Origin of the sequence: Lactococcus taiwanensis, assembly GCF_014905395.1 — a bacterium.
Taxonomy (GTDB): Bacteria; Bacillota; Bacilli; order Lactobacillales; family Streptococcaceae; genus Lactococcus; species Lactococcus taiwanensis.
This window is the reverse complement of sequence record NZ_BNDT01000002.1, coordinates 29,776-47,602: the sequence shown is the minus strand read 5'-3', so window position 1 is coordinate 47,602 and position 17,827 is coordinate 29,776. Positions and strand designations below refer to the sequence as shown.

Here is a 17,827-nt window from a genome sequence, read left to right as displayed (position 1 = left end):
ATATGATAAATCTAATGACAATTTCTAGCACATCTTCCAATTAAAATAAAAACTGTCAAAAGATTTTTTATTTTATTTTTTTCTTGCTTTCGCTTTTTTCATTGCTTTTTCACGCGCTTTAATCTTATCCTTTTCAGCTTTGAGCTTTTCTTCACGCGCTGCAATAATTTTCCAAGGATTTGCTAATAACATCGTTTGGAAAACTTGGAAAGCATTTGAAATAACCCAGTAAAGTGCAATCCCAGCAGCAAAATTAATCCCCATTATCAGGATAAAAATTGGCATGATGTAAGTCATAGATGTTGTCATTGCATTCTTTTCAGGTGCAGATTTCATCATCAAATATGAGCTTAAGAAGGTAAATACCGCCGCTAATATCGGTAAAATGAACGTTGGGTCTTTAGCACCAATATCAAACCAAAGAAATGATCCGTGCTTCAAGAAATCCACACGTGACAATGCCTGATAAAGCGCCCATAATACTGGCATTTGAACAACCAGCGGTAAACATCCCATGTATGGGTTGACTTTATTTTCAGCGTAAAGTTTTTGAATTTCTTCGTTCATTAAACGACGAGATTCCATGTCTTTACTTGGATATTTCGCTTGGATTTTTTTAATCTCAGGTTGAATTTCTTGCATCCGTTGACTAGACTTGATTTGTACATTCATCAACGGTAGTAAAGCCGCCCGGATAATAATCGTGAACAAAATAATACCGATTCCGGTCAATCCACCAAACGATAAGAAGCGAATCACTTGTGCAAATCCATACACAATCTGATCCCATATTCCACTTGATCCACTTGTTACTTCTGATGTTCCACAAGCAGTAAGTAAAAGCAAGGCAGCTCCTGCCATTCCGATCAAACTAAGTTTCTTTTTCAATCGTTTTCTCCATCTACATAGATTTTTGACAACTTCAAAACGTGTTTCAGATTTTTCTTGATTTCTTCAAAATTAAGTGTTTCCACGCCTCGACGCGCAATAATCACAAAATCTTCATCAGCCAAATAAGGAGAAAAATCAGCGATTGCATGACGTAATAAACGTTTAATCCGATTGCGCATCACTGCATGTCCTAATTTTTTGCTTACTGATAAACCCACACGAAAATGAGGCTGATCTGCCTTTAACTTATAAACAACAAATCGTTTATTGGCAAAGCTATGTTTCGCTGAAAAAATCTGATCAAAATCTTTAGAGCGTTTCACGCGATATGTTTTTTTGATAGCCAAGCCACTCTCTCCCATTCTAGAAATTATCGTTTTAATTTTATCATAAAGTTGCTAAAAAGTCACTATTAGATATGAAAACGCTCTTTCACAATTAATTTCTTCGCTGAGGGGCCTTTTCACTTTTATTCTTCTTTTCGCAAAGCCAATGGGGCTAGTAGTTGATGAACCATATATTTAAAGGATTCCTCTTTAGAGATAGAACCCGAATTTCTGAAATATCCCAGTTGCGTAAGTGTAATAAACCCGTGTAGCGTTGAGCGGAACATGCGACTGATGTGATAATTTTCTTCTTCAGATAACTCGAAATTTTCCAAGCTTCTTCGAACCAATCGGATATTTTCCCGAGCTAAAGTTTCCAATTCTTCGTTATTTGTTTGGTGAATCACATTAACTAATTCATACACGGCCTCATATTTTTCAGCAAATTTTTTATAACTTACAGCATAAGCTTGTAAGGCTGCTAAAGGTGTCAGTCCAACCATAGCATGGGTCAACTCATAGTTTAGCTCTTTTTGAAGAAATACTGCCGTTGCCACCCGTACCTCTTCCATATTTTTAAAGTGATTATAAAGAGAAGGCGCTTTAATACCAAAAAACTCAGCTAATCGAGGGAAGCTTACATTTGATAAACCTATTTCTCCTGCTAACTGGATGGTTGCCTGAACAATTTTGTCACGATTTAATGCAATTCTTGCCATCATCAGTTTCCTTTCAAACTTATGCATACCACTAAAAGAAAAAGGTTTATCCCCTTGGCCTCTCAGTCATATCATTTAGTATAAAACTATTTCAAATATTTTTCAAGTGACGCTTCATCATTGACAAACTACTAAAGATAGTTTTATAATGAAGCTACTAACCTTTCAAGAAAGAAGTTATCAAAATCATGAAAGAATCTTGGCAAAGAAACTTAGTTGTCCTGTGGTTCGGTACATTTATGACTGGCATTGGCTCCAGTCTCATCGCACCCTTTATATCACTTTATATAAGCACTTTAGGAAATTATAGCAAAACAGAACTCAACATCTGGTCGGGTCTTGTTTTTTCTTCTACATTTATTGTTTTAGCCATCGTTTCTCCGCTGTGGGGGAGGCTGGCTGACCAAAAAGGGCGCAAGCTCATGCTTTTACGCGCTTCATTAGGAATGGCTGTGGTTATTTCCTTAATGGCCTTTGTCACTGCCGCCTGGCAGCTTCTCATTCTCCGTATGCTATTAGGGGCCTTCTCTGGGTTCATCTCTAACTCCATGGCACTTATGGCAAGCTCAGCTCCGAAAGAAAAGTCTGGTTCTGTGCTATCCCTACTTACAACAGGATCAGTCGCTGGTACTTTAATTGGACCAATTGTTGGTGGGATACTGGTTAATTTTACTGGCTACCGTCGTGTCTTTAGTGTAACTGGTATAATCATGTTTCTTGTTTTTTTCCTAGCACTATTTTTTGTAAAAGAAACCTTTAAACCTATTGAAAAGAAAGACATGCTATCAGCTTCAGAAGTTTGGAAAGTCATCGCCCATCCTTCCGTCATTTGGGGAATGTTTTTTGCCACATTAATTACTCAAATGACAAACCAATCAATCAACCCTGTGCTTTCACTCTACGTACAAGAATTGATGCATGGTCAAGGCAACATTACCTTTATGGCGGGTATAGTTGCTGCTGCGCCTGGTATTGTCACACTCATTGCCGCGCCCTTTTTGGGACGTCTGGGAGATCAGGTCGGCCAACGTAAAATTTTAGGTTTCGGATTAATCTTCTCATTTATCGTATTTTCCGTTACCGCAACTACTACAAACATTTGGTTCCTTATTGTCATGCGTCTGCTAGTGGGGATATCTGATGCCGCCATTTTACCTTCTGTACAAGCAATTCTTGCTAAAGAATCACCTCAGGCAGTCACGGGAAGAATTTTCTCTTATAACCAATCCGCGCAATCCATTGGTGCCTTTGCAGGACCTCTTCTTGGATCTGCAATCGCCGGTTTTATTGATTATCGGTATGTCTTTGTAGGATCAGCCATTCTTGTCGTCTTTAACCTTATTAACTACTTTTCTCATACAAAAGAGCTGGCAAAACATTCTTAATTACAAAAAGTGAACTTTATCTTCTAAGTTCACTTTTTGCTTGTTTAATTTGTGCCCTGACAGATTCAAAAGCAGTCCCTCCCAGTGAAGTTCGGCGCGCTACAGCCACTCTAGGATCTAAAACTTCATAAACATCTTTTTCTATTAGAGGAGACATTGCTTTGTACTGCTCTAAACTAACATCTTGAAGATATTTTCCTTCTTTAAGACAATGAAGAACCATTTGTCCAACAATCGCGTGAGCCTCTCTGAAGGGCATCCCTTTAGTTGAGAGATAATCGGCTAACTCCGTTGCATTGGAAAAGTCCTGATGAGTTGCTTTTTCCATATTGTCAACGTTGACAGTCATCGTTGACATCATTCCATCCATTACTGACAACACCATAAGTAGAGTATCCGCTGTATCAAACATCCCTTCTTTATCTTCTTGCAAGTCCTTGTTGTAAGCTAAAGGTAAACCTTTCATCACTGTTAAAAGGCCCAAAAGATTACCATAAACGCGACCAGTCTTCCCCCTAATTAATTCCGCCATATCGGGATTTTTCTTTTGAGGCATGATAGAAGAGCCGGTTGAATATTGATCCGAGAGAGTGATAAACTGAAACTCTTGAGAACACCACAAAATAATTTCCTCACAAAACCTTGATAAATGCATCATTAACATACTCGCATTAGATAAAAATTCTAAGATGAAATCACGATCAGAAACAGCATCCATAGCGTTGTCATAGGCTTTGGAGAAGCCCAATAATTGAGTTGTCAACTTCCTGTCAATCGGAAATGTTGTCCCAGCTAGCGCAGCAGCGCCCAACGGATTAATATCAATATGGTTAAGATTAAACTCAAAACGTTCATAATCCCTAGTAAACATCTGATAATAGGCCATAAAATGTTGACCTAAACAAATGGGTTGAGCGCGCTGAAGATGAGTGTAGCCAGGCAATATCGTGTCAACATGATTTACACTTAGATTGACAAGGGTCGTTCTCAATTTTTTTAACTTTTCTAAGCCTTGGTGCACCACTGATTTCAAGTAAAGATGCATATCCGTCGCCACCTGATCATTTCGGGAACGCGCCGTGTGCAATTTGCCTGCCACCGGCCCGATCTCCTCTCTTAGGTAGCGTTCCATATTCATATGGATATCTTCATTTTCAGTTTTGAACTCAATTCTACCTTCAAGAAGTCGTTGTTGTAAACTTTTCAACCCATCAGAAATTATTTGAGCTTCTTTGTCCGTTACAATGCCAGTTGCACCAAGCATTTTTGCGTGTGCTAATGATCCCTGTAAATCAAAATATGCTAGCCGCTGTTCAAATTTAATAGATGCACCAAAATTTTCTGTTGCTTCATCTAAAGACGCCTCAAAGCGTCCTCCCCATAGTTTCTCTGTCATTTATATGCCTTCTTACAGACCGGTCAGTAAACTGACGGGCTTATTTTTTATTAACTTGGGCATTCACTTTTGTTGGAAGTCCCCATAGTTTGATAAAACCAACAGCAGCTGCCTGATCAAATTCGTCAGCCGCTGTATAAGTTGCTAGTTTTTCTTCATAAAGAGAATTGGCAGATTTTCGTCCAACAGGTGTTGCCGAACCTTTATACAATTTAATTTTTACGGTCCCATTTACAACTTTTTGTGTTGCTTCGAGATAAGCAATCATCGCTTGTGTTGCTGGATTATACCAAAGCCCATTGTAAATTAAATTCGATAGCTCATTTTCGATGATCGGTTTAAAATGGGATACTTCACGGACAAAGGTCAAATCTTCCAAATCCTTATGAGCCTGAAGTAAAGTTAGCGCACCCGGGCATTCATAAAATTCTCTAGATTTAATCCCTACTAATCGATTTTCTACATGGTCAATCCGACCTACTCCATGTTTCCCCGAAATAATATTCACTTTTTGTATAATTTCATGCAAAGGCAATTTTTCACCATTTAAGGCTACTGGAAGACCTTCAACAAAATCAATCTCCAAATAGTCTGGATTATCAGGAGCATCTTCTACTGCACAAGTCATAAAAAATGCCTCCTCCGGGCAAGTATGCCACGGATTTTCTAAAACTCCAGCTTCAATTGCACGCCCCCATAAATTCATATCAATCGAGTAAGGATTATTCAAATCCGCTGGTATCGGAATATGATTTTGGATAGCATAATTGATTTCTTCCTCACGTGCCCAGTGCCACTCCCGCACAGGGGCGATTACTTCCATTTCTGGTGCCAACGCATGGATTGCTACTTCAAAACGCACCTGATCATTCCCTTTCCCTGTACAACCGTGAGCAATAGCCATAGCCTTATATTTTTTGGCAACTTCTACCAATTTTTTAGCTATCAGTGGACGACTTAAGGCAGAAACCAATGGGTATTTATTTTCATACATCAAATTCCCTTTTAATGCCACCCCGACGAATTGCTCTGCAAACTCGGCTTTACAGTCCAAAACGATGGATTCTACAGCACCAACTTTTAAGGCCTTTTGCTGAATAAAGCTTAAATCTTTCCCTTCACCTACATCCATACATGCCGCAATGACATCAAATCCCTTTTCTGACAACCATTTTACAGCGACACTGGTATCTAAACCTCCCGAATAAGCTAGTACTAATTTTTTATTTTCCATAGATATGCTTCTTTCCATTTAATTTAAATACAATTATATGGCATAAATATTCATTTGTCAATACTATTGAATATTTATGCGTTTTTTCGAGCTATGCATTTTGCTGTCCTCCGTTTGGAATGTATGCTATAATGGAATTACAATAAAGGAATGGAGCCATGGCAGAGTGGTAATGCACTGGACTCGAAATCCAGCGAACCGTGTAAAGCGGCGCAGGGGTTCAAATCCCCTTGACTCCTTAATACCAGCTTACTCCTTTTCCACCTGTTACTTCATTACAGGTGGTTTTCTTTTGTCCTGCCCCCAAATTTGCCCCATTTTATTTTATAATTTTTTTATCTGTTCATAGCCCTGTTCACGTGTTTCTGACAAAAGATGTCTATATGTACGTGTCAACTCTTCAACTGTATGCCCCAAAACTTTAGCAATAACATCTAGTGGAATCCCTTTGTTTATCAAATAAGTTGCTCTAGTATGTCTTGCACCGTAAACAGTTATGACCGGCTTAATATTTAAACGATTTAATACCTTTTTCAAAATTTTGTTACAGCTAGCATTTGTAGGAATCTCCTTCTTTAAGCCATAATGTTGAAAAACATAATTATGCACATTCTTTATTCCTAATTGATTATTAGTCAACTCTTGCTCATTTTTTAGTTCCTTTAATACTAAAATAGAATCACTATTAATTGGTACATAACGGATAGAATTAGTAGTTTTAGGTGCAACAACCTCTAAAGTGCTTGAATTTACACGTTTATCTGTATATAATAACTGCTCCTCAAAATTCACATGATCCCAAGTAAGAGCTAGCAATTCACCTGGGCGCATCCCTGTTGTAAACAATAAGTAAAGGTAATATCTTATAACACTTCGCTTATAATCCATTTCAGACTTTAAAGTCTCTAAAACTAGCTCTATATCTGAAAACTTATGCAGGTACTTTTCTGATGAAGCCTTCTCTTCCCTACTTGAGAAATATTCAACTCCAACAGTAAAGTCTTCTACAAATATTTTATCTGCTTTCGCCATTTGAATTGCTTTTCTGACAGCATTTGTCATTAGGCTAAGAAAACTCCTATTTACATTTTTTCCAATAATATTTAACTGTTTTTGATAAAGCGTAGGTGAGATGCCACTCACTGGGTAATCTAAGTATTCAACGATTTTTTGCTCATACTGTAAATATTTTTGTAAAGTTGCCTTACTTCTACCACTATTTTTTACTTTCAAGTCATACCACTGTCTATAGAGTTGAGGTAAACTCATGTTACTATTAAGCGTAGTTCCTTTTTGTATTTCCTGAAAGATCGGACTTCCTACTAATTGTGCTGCTCGTTTTGTCTTAAAACCTCCCCGATAAGCAATGCTTTTTCCTGTCTCATCTCTGATTTCGAAATGCCACAGTTTTTTTACTCCACGTTGCCTATATCGAATTGTCGCCATTATGCAACCTCTCCTATTCCAATAATTTCACACACAAACTTAGAAGGAGCAAAATTTTGTTTACCCCTATAAAAAGAGAAACCTTCTGATACAGCATTCTTTTTTGCGTCATGTATCACTCTCTTAGCTTGCGTTGGTGGTATGCCTAATTTTTCCAAATCATCACTTGTAATTATTGGTTTATTTATCAATTTTTGATTCATAGTATTATTTTCCTTTACTTATTTCATACAACGCAAAAAAAAAAGAGCAAGACTCATCTTGCCCTTATTTATTAAATATTTCGTACATAACCATGTGTAGTCGAGGCATAATCTCCAAGAGCTAGATCTCGACCAAAACTTGCATAGTTAAAATATCGCTGAAGTGTATTTTGTGATAAAGCTTCAACACCGCCCATCTGCTCAACAATTTCTTGTGCCAAATCTTCCTCATCCGAAGCTTGCACAAACTCTAAATCATCTTTATTATTAATAACATCATCAATACCATAAACTTCAAGAAATTCTTCTAAGTGGTCAAGGTCTGATAGCTCCTGCAATTGTTCCGCATATTCATTAAGCTCCTGAAGTGAAGAATATTCCCCGACTCTATAACCATAAAAGTTTTCATAGTCGTGAATTGCATATTCTTCACCATCTTCATTCAGTTTCAAATCTCTTTGAACTTGACGAATATCAACAGGCAAATCATACCATCCTCCACGAGTTCTTGCATTATTATAACTATTTAAATTAACGATATATACTTTTGGTGTTTCCATATTTTCCTACTTTCTTATTTTGTGATACTCAACCAATTCATGTCACTTAAATTTCTACTTTCCGCAAGTGTCCCTGACAAGGAGAAACCTTGCTTTTCTAAATCCTCTATATAAGACTTCAAGTAACGAACACTGTTATCCAACTTATTAGTAAAAATGTAGAGCCTTTGGCGATAACGTTCGTCCAACTTCGCAAGATAAAGAATATGTTTTGATAGAATACTGATAAATGCTCTATCTATCCTGACATAATCAAGCATAGAATCTTCCAATCTATTCCATTCTTTTTGGGAAGCTTCTATACTATACTCACGAATTACCCTTAATTTACCAATACAAATTTTTAAATGTTCTGCCCATGCAATAATTTCCGTCAGCCTTGCATAAGGATATAATTCAAGCTCTGCTTCCATTTCCCTTAACCGTCTATCGAAACTAGCGTATCGTTCTTCTAATCTATCTTCTGAACGTAATTCAGCGCTCTTAAATTCAGCAAGTTCTAACATTTTTTCCTTTCTGAACAAACAAAAAAAGGTTGATAATTTCCATCAACCTTTTCGCTTTTATAATACTTGTTCCAAAAAATCTCGAAGTCGTGCTTCATCTCTTCCTGATAAGTAACCTATAACTCGTATCTTTGTTTCGTTGACATTAATGTTATAAGCTTGTACTGTGTCAATCCAAGAACGTTTCCTTAAGCCCGCTTCTATATAATCAATTATCTCAAAATACTTGCTCTTAATATAATCTGATTTCTGCTCATACTGACTTGTAATCCGATAAGTCTTAACCAAATTACCATCTAACTTAATAACAAAAGCAGGACGAACTTTCGAGCCCGTCCCGTCTGCATATGTAATTTTAGCAATTACTACTGTATGCTCACTTAGTTCCATTGAACAAATCCTCATATTCTGAAAAATCTTCATCAAAGAATTCTTCAATATCTTTCTTCTTTGAAAAATCAAGCGTTTTAGCTTCTACTTGTGATGTCATACCAGCTATTTTATTTCTATTTTCTACACGATCTGCTGAAAACCAGCCTTCTGGATAACTCACTGATGGTGAGGAGGTTAACATAAGCGGAACTTGTTGCTCATAAGCTGTTTTTGTAATAAGCATTTTTATTACTGTCGGAATATCCAGCCCCTGTTTAGCAAGCACTTTTTGTGCTTCCTCTTTCAGGTTTTTATCAACCCTTGCGGATACTTGAATCACACTCATCTGTTTTCCTCCTTCACTTCTTATACTAACATTATATAACAATTAGGTGCAAATGTAAACATTTTGCCAGCAATCGTAGAAATTACTTTAAATTTTTCAAACGTTATAACTAACCGCCACTTTATCCTGTGTGACATATTATTTTTATTTCCCTATCACGTAATGGTACTGACTAGCTTGTGCTTTAGTTAAGACTTGGAAGGTATATTCCGTACTAAATCCTGTTCCTGATTGTGAAATCAAAACTGAACCGTCTGAATGGATAGCCTCCACAAAAGCAACGTGACCATATGTAGGGTCTGCATTCCATTGACCACCAACACTTTGTCCTCCGCTAAAGCTAACCGCACTATGAAGGGTTGGAGTGGTAGTTACCGTATAGCCTGCTTGATTTTGCCAATCAGCGCCATTTCCCATATACATACCAAATGTAATTCCAAAATCTCTTGCTCGATTCCAAGTGAACCAAGTACATTGTTTATAAGCATAGCTTGTTGCAAGATAACCACTTGTATTAATAGGCTTATCAAGTTTCCAACCAGCGGGAACATCTGGCGTAATCCCTCCTGAACTTCCTCCTGAGGTTCCTGAGGTCATGGTATCAAACCAATATTTCGCATACGCTTGACGTTGACTTAAGCTATCAGTTGCACCTGCCCTCTCCCACTTGCGCATAATAGCTTCAGTGGTCTGGTTGAGGTCTTTTCCTTTAACTAATTTCTTTAGCAAGTCTGCATCCGAACCATCATGCTCAAACATAAACTCTACTTGCAATTGCGCATCTGTCCATGCTTTCTTTTCACTTTTAGCATAGTTCAATAAATTGACACGTCTTCCACTATCCCATTGCGCTAAACCAAAGGCATAACCTCCCAAACTGGCATCCATTGCTTTCTTTTCATCAAAACTTGCATGAGACTGGATGACAGACGGTTGAAGCTGACTTTCTACTTGGTTATTACCTAAAAGAGCAGCTGCTCCTTCTTTTGTTCCCCCTTCCTCTAATACTCTATCCCAGATGATTTGCGCTGTCTGAACTTGTGGGTCATTTATATTAGCATCTGCACTAGAACTTTCGTCATCTGATGCTGCAAAAAGAGAGAAGAAAGAAAGGATGATAAGTAAAGGAACTAAAAAAGGAAGGCTGTAAATTAAGACCTTCCGTTTAAGTCGCTTTTTCATTTTTATCTCCATTATTTTTACTATTTCTCATCTACTAAAAAAGGATGTTCTGGCACTTTTTGAGTAAAAGGATTTTCATTATCGTTTTTCCAAGGTTCTATTTTCTTCTTTTTAGGTTCGAAATTAGCTTTGGGAGTTTGATTACCATGTAAAACCTTTGGTTTCTTTTCAACTTCCTTCATAATTGGTGAGGGTGTCATCTTTTTATCTGCGGATGGTGTGGCTTTTGGAAGTTCCTCCTTAGGTTTTTTATCCTTTGGAACTACTGATTTTTCTTTCATCATAGCATCCACATTTTTCAATTGTTCTGTTTTGGTTTTGGTTTCTCCTTTTTCAGATTGATTAACCTTGTTCTTCAGATATTCTTCAGCTTTCTTATTCGTTGAATCATACATGGCTTTAACTTGATTAATTTTATTAGGATTTTTCTTTTGTTCTGCTTGTAGTTTTTTATAGGCTTCACTTTCTTCACCACCCAAGCGTTGTTTTGTATAAGCTTGACGGAATTTTGTACGAAGACTATTTTCTTTTTTATTCACTCGATTATTAAAACGATCCTGTCTACTTCCCATTTTTCCACGAAGCTTTTCTTCACGTTGACTAAGCGTTTGAGCTTTTTGAGTGCCAGGTTCTGCTTTGTTAAGTTTATCTAGCGTATGATTATAACGCTGATTATCCCAACCATGGCGCACTGAACCTGTACCTGCTGTGGTTTTGTCTTTAAGAAATGAGCCTGCCATCATCCCAGCAGTAATCCCTCCTGTAACACCTGCTAAAACTGGAGCTTTTAGAGCGCCCACTGTTTTTTGTTTCGCACCTGCCAACAGATTATCCAAGCGCCCTGAAAATTTACCTTGCCCCATATGATGAGCAGAGAAAATACGTAAAATTTTCGCTCGATGTTTATAAGCAAAAATGTAAAGACCAATTTTGGCAATTGTCACAAAGAAGTAATTGCTTCCCAAAAGACCACTTAACACCATTGAAACAAGCCCATCAAACAAGCCAATAAATGCTGTGCCAAAGACACCTAGTCCTGAAAGAATCAGGATACCAAAACTTGTCTTCCCCCAATCAAGAATCGTTTTATCAAAAGCTGGAAAGAAGGAGGCAATCGATGCAAAAGGTAAGATAAAGACTAAAATAATAAAGAGGAAATCCATGAAGAAAGAAAAAACTGAAAAGAAAAGGTAGATTGCACCCAATAAAAGCGCATTAATGACACTTCCAAAAGCAGTTAAAACTTTATCACCCAATTTTTTAACCGTCAGATGACTGTCTTTCAAATCTTCTTGAATACTCTTTAATTCATCATTATCATCATCTGAAGTAAGCAGACGGTCAATATCATCCTGTTTTACATTACTTGTGCCATCATTATTAATTTTTACGCCATCAAAGTTAAGATAAAGAAAGGGCACTTTTACCATTGTAGTAAACAAATCATTCTTATCCGTTGAAGACACACCAGCCACTGAAATAGTCTTGACGACACTTGTCGTCACATCATTCATCGCGCCATGAACTTTTTCAACAAGGCTGTTTCCTCCATAAACAAAGAAGGTCGTCATGACAATAACTAAGAAAACTTTTCTAAGTCCTTCCATCATCCGCTTATGTAAAAAATAATAGAGAAGCGTTGAAATCAGTCCTATTGCAACAACAGGAATCAATTCAGGGGTCATAAACTTACTATAAATAGATTTTGCAGTATCAAATAGTGCTGTTCGCCACGTACTGATGACAGAATTACCATTCAAGCCCTGATTAACAAAATTAACAAAGCGATAAATCGTTTTTGTCACAAAAAATTGTGAACGAACAAAAAAGGTTTGTAAACCTGCATTCATCGAGGGCGTAATTATACCTTTATCGTTAACATACATATAAGAGGTATAGTTGTCTAAATCTTTTCTAGCTTCTTCTTTTTTCGCTTCACTCATCGTTTTACTTGGGGAATCTGAACTAGAATAATCATCCATGTTATCACTTATAGGAGGTGTAAGTAGTTCACTATTAGATGAAGAGGATGACGTCGTACCTTCAGCCTGTACTAATGGAGAAAAACTAAAGAAAAAGACAACTAACCCCATAAGTAATAACACCTTCTTTTTCATTAAGCCACCATCCTTGTATTCTTCATTTTAGTTTCGACCGTATCAAAGAGAATCGTTACCTCTGGAAGTTGGAAATCAACTGTAATGCGAGCTGTTCGACCAAACGGATCACGCATGATACATTGCCCTTTCGTCATATTATCGTACCAATCTTGTGTTTCTTCTTCCACTGGAAGTTTAAAGTAACTTAATACTTTATCTGTTTCATTAGGTTCTCTAAAGGCGAAGATTGTACCAAAAGCTGTCGAATCGTCTTCTGTCTTCACATCATCAATAGACTGAGTAATTAGACCTAGGAAATTATTTTGCGAACGTCCCACACGTTTCATAGACATTAAAATAGAAGCACCAATTGCTGTCTTGTTAAAGAACCATGCTTCATCCACAAAAATAATCGTTTCTTTGGTACGGTCACGTTCGCCAAACTCACGACAAAATTCTCCCAAAGCATACATCACAATCAGTGATTCTTTATGGTCACTGGTAATCTTCTCATTTGCTTTAGGAAGATTTAGACCTGTTACTCCTAACACAGTAATATGAGCATCCATATCTACTGCTGGATTTTCACCGTGTGAGAAGACAAGTTCCATTTGAGAGTTCTTAATTTTTCGTAGAGCAAGATTAGCACGGGTTTTAATCATTTCATCTTCTGATGCAAGTAATTTTTCAAAGACATGAAGCAAACCGGCCTTTTGTCCTTGTTCTCGCTCAGCCATGACTTCATCTAAGCTTTCAAGAAAAGCAATCTCAAACTTATCCTCTTTCGTATATTTCTCACCCAAAAGTTCTTCCGTAACCTTGACAGAAATTTTCTTGCAAGCATCGCCATGTAAAAAGACTAACGGGTCAAGTGCTCCATGATTACTCTTTTCTTTCGCATCCAATGAAACAAAATGAATCGTATTAATATAATCTACAACAGGTTTATAATACTTGTATTCAATTCCCTTAATCACCCAATAAAGCTGTTCATCATCTTGAATCGCTTCACGTGCTTCTTGAATTTCCTTTTCCATTTTCGGAAAATTAGCTTCATATTTTGCTTTAACTTTCATATATTGTGCTTTCATTTCATTTTTAGGGTCAATATAAAGCGTTAAAGCTTTCAAAAGAGAGTGACATGTAAATAACCCTTTGGTCAAGAATGATTTACCGCCCCCTGTTTCACCCACAATGGCAAAGTGTGGGTTATCTGTGATTTTACCTACAATTCCTTGCTTGTTCGCTTGAAATAGATTAAGGAACACGGGATGTGTTGAACTTGCAAGAGCTTTTTTATAATCTCCAGCCCAAGATTCAACTGCATGGTCAATCCGACCAATAGTAAAACCAATGTCCGAACCTATTTTCTGACTAGTAAAAAAGAGATTCTCACAAGCCGAGGAAAGCTTCATGGCTTGAATACAGTATTTATCGGATTCTTCAAGTTGTTCAATAAAACGGTTTTTATAGAAAAAATAGAGTTGGTCAGACATCCCCGAAACAACTTGAACACCTAAATCACCAATATCTTGTTGGATAATTTTTTTATAATAATTAATTTCCTTCATGCTTTGACCAGTAATCACAAAAGAAGCCATGTAATTCACGAAAAGTTCATGTGCATCCACTCCATCAGTCATTTCATCGAGGATAATTCGTGCAGTCGCCAGAGAGGTTTTTTGATTAGAACCATTTTCATAAGCTTCAATCTGATTTTCTTTAATCCGATCAGATGCACGTTCTCCTTTCGCAGCTAAAGAAAAAGCACCCTTCATTTTAGAAAAATGAAATTTCCAATGAAGCTCAACAGGAAACGGTAATTTTTGGGCATGTTCAACCAAATGAAGGTTGTTCACTACATTGGGCATATTGGCTATTGGAAGTATTTTAACAAGACTTTTTCCATAACTATTTTTTAGTCCTAACACACCATTTGCCAACGGCTCAACCACAGTGTCATCAATATTTTGAACACTTGATTTGATAGAAGCAACTTCTTCATCTCGATGATAATAAAGCCCCCGTAAATAGTCTACTCGCTGATAGAAACCTGTTTCTGCTTGCGTTGTCTTACGCCCCTGTATTAAAGCAAGGTTAGTTTCCAAATCATTATTGACTTTCTCATAGTTTTCATACCATTTGATGTCAAATTCCAGTGTACGACTTACAGCAGATACAGCTTTTTGACGTAACCGACCCCACGCATCACCAAGCATTTGCTTTAAATCACCTGTAATCTCAAATGACTTAAGCGGTATGGTCATGAAAAATTTATAGTTTATCAGTTGACCAATTGAACTATACAGGTCATCACTCGATTTTTCCAACAGATACAACGCCATCTCATAAGTATCTTCTTCACAGTCTTCTAAAAGCGCACTATATCGCTCTTCCAAGTCAATTGGTACAGGAAGCATTCCTATATCAAACGATAAGTTCGGAGCGAGACTCGCAAATACGGCTTCTGTCCTTTTTTTAAATTTGATTTTCCCTTCAACATCCATACTTGAAATAATAGATGCTGGCACTTCATACATTGCGATAACTGAGCCATCATCTCGAAGTGCTAAATTATCATGAATCGAAATCACTCGATTTTCTATTTCAACTTTATTCAATTCTCACCATCCTCCATAAATTCATCCGCATTTCTTAAAGCTTCTTTTTCATATTTTTGACCTTTGTATATTTCAATATTTTTCATCCCATAATTAAATTGATAAACGAAAAAATCCCACACAAAAACAGGGGGCAATTTATCGTCAGGGCGTAAATCTGAAATTTTAACTGATATTTGCCAAGAAATAAAACCAATAAGCATTGCTTTTACTCCCCATTGAAAATAAGGAATCAATTTGCCAAGCGTAAAATACAAAAGGATAAATAAGATGAAGAAATAAGCAAATAAAGAAAGGCGGACTGCCTTTCTTAATGCAAAATTATCTGTCAGTTGTTGTATCCAAAACGGCTGGTCTAAAGAGAGCTTATAAGAATATTTAGGCACTTCTTTTCGTTTACTTTGCTCAGACATACCGCCTCCCTTCTAGCTTATAAACCGAGCAGTTTTTTCACGAGATTTCCAACAGGTGTCAAAATACCTGCTGGATTATTGACTACAAGCGCAAGGAAAGCACCGAAGACAATAACAATTGCCATTTTCCCATATTTTCGCCCCAAAAATTCCTTCCCTGCAAGAAAGATAAGTATCATCCATACTGCATACTGCCCTTGTTGCTGGAACCATGACCATCCACCATTTAGTCCAACTTCTCCAAACATGACATTATTAACTAAAAATGCTTTCATTATTTTCTCCTATTCATTTGTTTTACCTTCAGGTAAACTATGCTTAAATTCAGTCGCAAAATAGGACTGCTTTTGTTTTTCGATGATGAAGCGATAATTTTCTACATGTGTTCCTAGTGCATTTCCCATCGTAACCTGCACCGTTGCTTCATAAGTATTTCCTTTAGCTTTATACACACTTTGATCAAGTGATTTAAACTTCTCACTTGTGTTAAGGGTAAGCCCATCTGAAATTAATTTCAAGGTATCTCCATCAGTTGTATAAGCTGTGAATAAAGATTTTGTAAACTTATCTAAAGCTTTTTTTACAGAAGGCTTATTATCATCCACATCCGAAAATGTTTTCGTTGGAATCTGGTTTACATTAGCTTGTAAATCCTGTAAACTTGTAAAATAAGGTTGGTCAGACACATAATAACTTGACCCTGCTTTAATATAAGGTACTGTAAACATGGTTGTTTCATCATGGTAAGTGACGATATTTTGTTTTGCCGTGCCTTTACCTTTTTTGACCGTTTTTGTAGTAGTTTTCCCAGCACTATAAATGACTTTATAAGTGGCTTCGTCATTTGTTAAGCGCATTAGCGTTGCATTCTTAAATTTAGAAGGCTTGCGAACCTGTCCTTGACTAATAACTGGCAACGGCTGACCATAGTAAGCATTGAGGGCTTTAACCGTTTTTTCCTGCGCTTTTTCTTCTTCAGGAAAATTAAAGTAACGCTTTACAAAACCATCTAAATAAACCTTAGCTTGCCAGTCTACACTTGCGTTTGTAGTAGCTTTTGTAACATCATCACTGACATGAACTACTTTCTGTGTTGGTTTATAGCCACTTGCAATAAGTATGACCAGAGCAATATTTAAAATAACCACACCACCAACAACTCCTTGTATTAGTCGGTCAGCTTGTTTTGCGGATACCGTCTTAAGTTCGGGTGGTTTTTCGTTAGAAGGCTTTTTTATCGTTTCACCTTTACCCTTTTTACTGAGTTTTAATAATATAATGATTTCCTCTCTTTCTAAATAATCATTTTTTATAAACAAAAAAGCAGGTTTTTAACCTGCCTTATTCTTCACTGAGTATTGCATTTTTGAGTGTTTTTTTAAAATCTAAGATTTTTTTAGAACCTTTGCCATCTAGCCACTCTACATTCCCATGTATATCCTGACCACTATAAATTTGGTAATATTCCCAATAGAACTTGCTAGCTTCACTCTCATCCTCTGAACGTTTAGGGTATTTCTTATCTATCCGCTTGTATTCTTCATAAACATCCACCATTGAGTTAGATATGTTCCCCAACCTATGCTGAAAAAACATTAACTCTTCACTTGTTTTTTCACCTAAGTATAGACTTGCAAGCAGGATTTGCTTTCCCACATCTTTTTCTAACTTTAAAGTAGAATGATACAATTCATCATATGCTTCTGGTCTTTCAAAAATCATTTCTTGAAACGCTATTAAACCTTTATTCATAGCTAAAAGATTAGAATAATAAACTGAAATCTTTTCATAGAGCTGAATAATTAGTTCTGCTCTTTTTTCATAATACATTGAAGAAACCTTCTTGCGCCTATCCAATGCAAGTTTATATTCTTCAATAGTTTTATCATACTCTAGCTTCTGCTTATTTAGTTTTTGGTTTAACCAAAATGAGTTTACCAAAGCGATAATCAATGTACCTGCTATGGTTACTAGTGCTGCATCCATTAATTCAATTTTTCCAATCAAATATTTTACCTCATTCTACCACTATTTTTTCATAAATAAAAGCAGATCTATGGACCTGCTCTTTTTCTTTTTTCAATGTAGTTTTTGATTATTTTAAACATCCCTAACCCTAATTAATTTT

The 17,827-nt window shown here is 36.7% G+C and carries 19 protein-coding genes and 1 tRNA gene; 2 read left to right on the top strand and 18 right to left on the bottom strand.

Annotated elements, in window-relative coordinates; all coding sequences use genetic code 11:
- Window positions 1–72: 72 nt before the first annotated feature.
- From JKP71_RS02515 to JKP71_RS02505, 3 genes are all read right to left on the bottom strand, one after another.
- The gene (locus tag JKP71_RS02515; RefSeq protein ID WP_075525129.1) at window positions 73–888 is read right to left on the bottom strand and encodes a YidC/Oxa1 family membrane protein insertase; all 816 of its coding nucleotides are present in this window, start codon (window positions 886–888) and stop codon (window positions 73–75) included.
- Complete coding sequence (gene rnpA, locus JKP71_RS02510) at window positions 885–1,238, bottom strand: ribonuclease P protein component (RefSeq protein WP_155724357.1); 354 nt, start codon at window positions 1,236–1,238, stop codon at window positions 885–887. Before rnpA ends, JKP71_RS02515 begins: the two co-directional genes overlap by 4 nt.
- Before the next feature lie 122 nt (window positions 1,239–1,360).
- A complete protein-coding gene (locus JKP71_RS02505) occupies window positions 1,361–1,936 on the bottom strand; it encodes a TetR/AcrR family transcriptional regulator (protein ID WP_075525128.1) in 576 nt (191 codons plus the stop codon).
- 188 nt (window positions 1,937–2,124) lie between these two features.
- On the opposite strand from JKP71_RS02505, the gene JKP71_RS02500 reads away from it, so the two are divergent.
- Complete coding sequence (locus JKP71_RS02500; protein WP_075525127.1) at window positions 2,125–3,321, top strand: multidrug efflux MFS transporter; 1,197 nt, start codon at window positions 2,125–2,127, stop codon at window positions 3,319–3,321.
- Between the two features lie 16 nt (window positions 3,322–3,337).
- On the opposite strand, the gene argH is transcribed toward JKP71_RS02500, so the two are convergent.
- A complete protein-coding gene (gene argH, locus JKP71_RS02495; RefSeq protein ID WP_200406930.1) occupies window positions 3,338–4,717 on the bottom strand; it encodes an argininosuccinate lyase in 1,380 nt (459 codons plus the stop codon).
- Window positions 4,718–4,757: 40 nt separating this feature from the next.
- Window positions 4,758–5,951, bottom strand: a complete 1,194-nt coding sequence (locus JKP71_RS02490) for an argininosuccinate synthase (RefSeq protein WP_200406929.1) — start codon at window positions 5,949–5,951, stop codon at window positions 4,758–4,760.
- Window positions 5,952–6,103: 152 nt separating this feature from the next.
- On the opposite strand from JKP71_RS02490, the gene JKP71_RS02485 reads away from it, so the two are divergent.
- A tRNA-Ser gene (locus JKP71_RS02485) sits at window positions 6,104–6,190 on the top strand.
- Window positions 6,191–6,275: 85 nt separating this feature from the next.
- Here the strand turns inward: JKP71_RS02485 and JKP71_RS02480 are convergent.
- The 13 genes from JKP71_RS02480 to JKP71_RS02420 all read right to left on the bottom strand — a co-directional run bounded on the left by JKP71_RS02480 (window position 6,276) and on the right by JKP71_RS02420 (window position 17,685).
- Window positions 6,276–7,397 (bottom strand): tyrosine-type recombinase/integrase, encoded by a 1,122-nt coding sequence (locus JKP71_RS02480; RefSeq protein ID WP_200406928.1) that lies wholly within the window; start codon window positions 7,395–7,397, stop codon window positions 6,276–6,278.
- A complete protein-coding gene (locus tag JKP71_RS02475; protein WP_200406927.1) occupies window positions 7,397–7,600 on the bottom strand; it encodes a DUF3173 family protein in 204 nt (67 codons plus the stop codon). The genes JKP71_RS02480 and JKP71_RS02475 overlap by 1 nt, the downstream gene beginning before the upstream one ends.
- Before the next feature lie 71 nt (window positions 7,601–7,671).
- Window positions 7,672–8,160: an antirestriction protein ArdA gene (locus JKP71_RS02470; protein WP_200406926.1), complete on the bottom strand. Its 489-nt coding sequence runs from the start codon at window positions 8,158–8,160 to the stop codon at window positions 7,672–7,674.
- 14 nt (window positions 8,161–8,174) lie between these two features.
- On the bottom strand, window positions 8,175–8,666 hold the full coding sequence (locus tag JKP71_RS02465; RefSeq protein WP_200406925.1) for a hypothetical protein: 492 nt from the start codon (window positions 8,664–8,666) through the stop codon (window positions 8,175–8,177).
- Window positions 8,667–8,723: 57 nt separating this feature from the next.
- Window positions 8,724–9,056 carry a hypothetical protein gene (locus tag JKP71_RS02460; RefSeq protein WP_200406924.1) on the bottom strand — a complete coding sequence of 111 codons (333 nt, stop codon included), beginning with the start codon at window positions 9,054–9,056 and terminating at the stop codon, window positions 8,724–8,726.
- Complete coding sequence (locus JKP71_RS02455; RefSeq protein ID WP_200406923.1) at window positions 9,043–9,384, bottom strand: type II toxin-antitoxin system RelB/DinJ family antitoxin; 342 nt, start codon at window positions 9,382–9,384, stop codon at window positions 9,043–9,045. The genes JKP71_RS02460 and JKP71_RS02455 overlap by 14 nt, the downstream gene beginning before the upstream one ends.
- 144 nt (window positions 9,385–9,528) lie before the next feature.
- On the bottom strand, window positions 9,529–10,566 hold the full coding sequence (locus tag JKP71_RS02450; protein ID WP_200406922.1) for a phage tail tip lysozyme: 1,038 nt from the start codon (window positions 10,564–10,566) through the stop codon (window positions 9,529–9,531).
- Between the two features lie 20 nt (window positions 10,567–10,586).
- A complete protein-coding gene (locus JKP71_RS02445) occupies window positions 10,587–12,683 on the bottom strand; it encodes a hypothetical protein (RefSeq protein WP_200406921.1) in 2,097 nt (698 codons plus the stop codon).
- Window positions 12,683–15,286, bottom strand: a complete 2,604-nt coding sequence (locus JKP71_RS02440) for an ATP-binding protein (protein ID WP_200406920.1) — start codon at window positions 15,284–15,286, stop codon at window positions 12,683–12,685. Before JKP71_RS02440 ends, JKP71_RS02445 begins: the two co-directional genes overlap by 1 nt.
- Window positions 15,283–15,699: a TcpE family conjugal transfer membrane protein gene (locus JKP71_RS02435; protein ID WP_200406919.1), complete on the bottom strand. Its 417-nt coding sequence runs from the start codon at window positions 15,697–15,699 to the stop codon at window positions 15,283–15,285. Before JKP71_RS02435 ends, JKP71_RS02440 begins: the two co-directional genes overlap by 4 nt.
- Before the next feature lie 17 nt (window positions 15,700–15,716).
- Complete coding sequence (locus JKP71_RS02430) at window positions 15,717–15,974, bottom strand: TcpD family membrane protein (protein WP_234446101.1); 258 nt, start codon at window positions 15,972–15,974, stop codon at window positions 15,717–15,719.
- Window positions 15,975–15,983: 9 nt separating this feature from the next.
- Window positions 15,984–17,018 carry a conjugal transfer protein gene (locus tag JKP71_RS02425; protein WP_200406918.1) on the bottom strand — a complete coding sequence of 345 codons (1,035 nt, stop codon included), beginning with the start codon at window positions 17,016–17,018 and terminating at the stop codon, window positions 15,984–15,986.
- A gap of 22 nt (window positions 17,019–17,040) precedes the next feature.
- Entirely contained in the window at window positions 17,041–17,685 is a 645-nt protein-coding gene (locus JKP71_RS02420; RefSeq protein WP_200406917.1) for a hypothetical protein, read from the bottom strand.
- Window positions 17,686–17,827: the final 142 nt, after the last annotated feature.

Coding starts and splice junctions, on each gene's coding strand:
- JKP71_RS02505 (WP_075525128.1), bottom strand. CDS start 1,936: ATGGCAAGAATTGCATTAAATCGTGACAAAATTGTTCAGGCAACCATC.
- JKP71_RS02500 (WP_075525127.1), top strand. CDS start 2,125: ATGAAAGAATCTTGGCAAAGAAACTTAGTTGTCCTGTGGTTCGGTACA.
- argH (WP_200406930.1), bottom strand. CDS start 4,717: ATGACAGAGAAACTATGGGGAGGACGCTTTGAGGCGTCTTTAGATGAA.
- JKP71_RS02490 (WP_200406929.1), bottom strand. CDS start 5,951: ATGGAAAATAAAAAATTAGTACTAGCTTATTCGGGAGGTTTAGATACC.
- JKP71_RS02480 (WP_200406928.1), bottom strand. CDS start 7,397: ATGGCGACAATTCGATATAGGCAACGTGGAGTAAAAAAACTGTGGCAT.
- JKP71_RS02475 (WP_200406927.1), bottom strand. CDS start 7,600: ATGAATCAAAAATTGATAAATAAACCAATAATTACAAGTGATGATTTG.
- JKP71_RS02470 (WP_200406926.1), bottom strand. CDS start 8,160: ATGGAAACACCAAAAGTATATATCGTTAATTTAAATAGTTATAATAAT.
- JKP71_RS02465 (WP_200406925.1), bottom strand. CDS start 8,666: ATGTTAGAACTTGCTGAATTTAAGAGCGCTGAATTACGTTCAGAAGAT.
- JKP71_RS02460 (WP_200406924.1), bottom strand. CDS start 9,056: ATGGAACTAAGTGAGCATACAGTAGTAATTGCTAAAATTACATATGCA.
- JKP71_RS02455 (WP_200406923.1), bottom strand. CDS start 9,384: ATGAGTGTGATTCAAGTATCCGCAAGGGTTGATAAAAACCTGAAAGAG.
- JKP71_RS02450 (WP_200406922.1), bottom strand. CDS start 10,566: ATGAAAAAGCGACTTAAACGGAAGGTCTTAATTTACAGCCTTCCTTTT.
- JKP71_RS02445 (WP_200406921.1), bottom strand. CDS start 12,683: ATGAAAAAGAAGGTGTTATTACTTATGGGGTTAGTTGTCTTTTTCTTT.
- JKP71_RS02435 (WP_200406919.1), bottom strand. CDS start 15,699: ATGTCTGAGCAAAGTAAACGAAAAGAAGTGCCTAAATATTCTTATAAG.
- JKP71_RS02430 (WP_234446101.1), bottom strand. CDS start 15,974: ATGAAAGCATTTTTAGTTAATAATGTCATGTTTGGAGAAGTTGGACTA.
- JKP71_RS02420 (WP_200406917.1), bottom strand. CDS start 17,685: ATGGATGCAGCACTAGTAACCATAGCAGGTACATTGATTATCGCTTTG.